We start from the raw sequence: 2,493 nt of genomic DNA, 5'->3' as shown, positions 1-2,493 counted from the left end.
GCCCGCAGGAGCCCGAGCGCCGTGCCGCCGCGCAGCGCCACCGCGACGCCGCGGCCGCCGACCGGGCGGTCGCCGAGGACATCGAGGGCGTCGAGGACGAGCTGTAGCGGTCGGTCGGCACGGGCGGAGCTCGCCGGGGAGGCTAGGCGACCGGGAACGCCGCGGCCAGACTCCGGTGGACGTGGTCGATCTGCTCGTCGGTGAGCGGGCCGTCCCGGTTGAGCAGCTGGGCGAGCTTCTTCGGCCACAGCACGTCGACGTCGTCGAGAGAGAACGCCCCGCCGAACAGGGGCCAGTCGGCGTCGACGAAGCACAGCTGCCCCCGGACGCGCACGTCCGGCCGGACGGCCTCGAGCGCCCCACGGACGAGCTCGACCTGCTTCTGCACCCCGGTGAGCAGCTTGGTGCAGTCCCGCCCGCCGACCGTCAGCGTCGCGGTGCGCGGGCGGAGGATGCCGCCCTGCACGCGCAGGTCGGGCCGACCCTTGTACCGCTTGGCGTCGATCACGTACACGCCCGTCGGCGCCACCGCGATGTGGTCGATGTTCGCGCGCGTCCGCGGGATGCGGCGGTCGTGGAGCACGCGGACCCGCTCGTTCGCCCAGGCGTCGAGGCTGTTCGCGACGACCCGTTCACCGACGGCACCCGAGCTCCACGCCCGCGTGCTCTGCGGGTCGTCGGACAGCGCCAGGATGAGGCCGCCGAGCCGCGGATGAGCCGCCCGCACGCGCTGCTCCCGCTTGGCCGCACGCCGCTCGTACTCGCGGGCGGCGGACGCGCCGGCCTGCCCGGTCTCGACGACCTCGGGGATCGCGTCGGCGGCTCGGGACGCCACGACCTCGCGGGTCACCTCGCCCGGTACGAGCGCGTCGGCCGCCGATGTCACCTCGGTCGGCACGAGCGCGGCGGCCGCCGAGGTCGCGTCGACCGAGGGTGAATCGTCGACCGCCTCCCAGCGGCACGCCAGGCAGCGGACGGTCTTCGTCGACCGCTCGTAGACCGCGACGACACCTGCGTCCAGGCGGGTGGCGCACAGCCGGCAGTCGCCGGCATACCGCAGCCGCATCGTCTTGTCGCTGGTCTCGCCCGCCTGCGTGCTCACACCGCTCCATCGGCACGTCCGGGTCGGCGGATGACCCGTCGCCGTCACGGCTGGAGGCGGGTGGGCTCCCACGTGGTGCCGGTGCGGACGTACTGGAGACGGCGGTGGAGGCGGTCGGGGCTGCCGTACCAGAGCTCGACGGCGTCGGGGACGACGCGGTAGGCGACCCAGTCGGCCGGCCGCGGGACGGGTCCGTCGGCGGCGGCGAGCCGCGCGGCCTCGGCGCGCAGGTCGGGCTCGGAGGACAGCGGGCGGCTCTGCCGGGACGCGGCGGTCGCGGCCTGCGCGTCGCGCGTCCGTCGGGTGAACAGCGCGTCGGCGACGTCGTCGGGCAGGACCTCGACCGACCCGGTGACGTTGACCTGCTGGAGCGTCTCGCGCCAGTACACGGTGAGGGCGGCGCGCGGTCGGGCGGCGAGGTGGCGGCCCTTGCGGCTCGTCGTCGAGCTGCCGAAGACGAGGCCCTGCTCGTCGACGGTCTTGAGCAGGACGGTGCGGGTGCGCGGGTCGCCGTGCTCGTCGACGGTGGCCAGGGTCGCGGCGAACGGCTCGCGCAGGCCTCGCTCGCGCGCGGCGTCGAACCACGCGCGCACCAGCGGCATCGGTTCGCGGGGCGGGTCGTCGAACTCGGGCAGGACGAGCATCGCGACGCCCGCGAGCAGGACGACACCACCCACCGACGTCACGGCGACCACCCGCACGGGCTTCGGCAGGCTGCGGATGGCCTCGGTGATGCGGCCCAGCCGCTCGGACCACGTGGGGCGGGCGGGGCGGGGCGTCGCCTCGTTCGTCATCGCGCCACGGTAAGCGACGCGTCGGTGCCCGTGCACCACCGTCCGTGCGACGCGCGCGGCAGCCGTCGGCTCACGACGACGCGGGCGCCTGCGAGATCGCGCCGAGGACCGGACCGGCGTTGTGGCGGACGGCCAGGTCGCCGAGGGACAGGACGCCGACGACCTCGCCCTCGCGGACGACGGGCAGCCGGCGCACGGCGTGGGTCGCCATGAGGCGCGCGGCGCCGACGAGGTCGTCGTCGGGGCCGACGACCACGGGCGAGCCGGTCGCGACCTGTCCGACGGGGTCGTTCGCGCCTCCGCCGACGGCGAGGACGCGCACGACGAGGTCGCGGTCGGTGACGATGCCGACCAGGCGGCCCTGCTCGACGACGACGAGGTCGCCGACGTCGTGCTCGCGCATGAGCTCGGCGGCCTCGCGGACGGTCGCGGTGGTCTCGACGGTGATCGGGGACGGGGACAGGACGTCCGCGACGGTGGCCATGGCGTTCTCCTCGGTGACGCGCGTCGTCGTCGACGCGGTCGGGGCGGGCGCCGGTCCGCACCCGCGGTCGCGGCACCGGGCCGCGTGACCACATCGTCGCCCCGCGCCTCGTC

General features: G+C 75.8%; 3 protein-coding genes. All 3 read right to left on the bottom strand.

Annotated features, from left to right (window positions below; translation table 11 throughout):
• Positions 1-142 precede the first annotated feature (142 nt).
• The 3 genes from HGA02_RS16270 to HGA02_RS16260 all read right to left on the bottom strand — a co-directional run bounded on the left by HGA02_RS16270 (position 143) and on the right by HGA02_RS16260 (position 2,380).
• Entirely contained in the window at positions 143-1,102 is a 960-nt protein-coding gene (locus HGA02_RS16270) for a nuclease-related domain-containing protein (RefSeq protein ID WP_343035542.1), read from the bottom strand.
• Positions 1,103-1,146: 44 nt separating this feature from the next.
• Positions 1,147-1,896, bottom strand: a complete 750-nt coding sequence (locus tag HGA02_RS16265) for a pyridoxal 5'-phosphate synthase (RefSeq protein WP_246247937.1) — start codon at positions 1,894-1,896, stop codon at positions 1,147-1,149.
• A 70-nt stretch (positions 1,897-1,966) separates the two neighbouring features.
• A complete protein-coding gene (locus tag HGA02_RS16260; RefSeq protein WP_168680137.1) occupies positions 1,967-2,380 on the bottom strand; it encodes a CBS domain-containing protein in 414 nt (137 codons plus the stop codon).
• Positions 2,381-2,493 lie beyond the last annotated feature (113 nt).

The sequence above is a fragment of the Cellulomonas septica genome, from assembly GCF_012396155.1.
GTDB lineage: Bacteria > Actinomycetota > Actinomycetes > Actinomycetales > Cellulomonadaceae > Cellulomonas > Cellulomonas septica.
Note: the sequence above shows the minus strand (reverse complement) of the source record. Positions and strands in the feature narration are given on the sequence as shown.

Bases quoted from the DNA above. Each gene is read 5' to 3' on its own strand.
- HGA02_RS16260 (WP_168680137.1), bottom strand. From the start codon at position 2,380: ATGGCCACCGTCGCGGACGTCCTGTCCCCGTCCCCGATCACCGTCGAG.
- HGA02_RS16265 (WP_246247937.1), bottom strand. From the start codon at position 1,896: ATGACGAACGAGGCGACGCCCCGCCCCGCCCGCCCCACGTGGTCCGAG.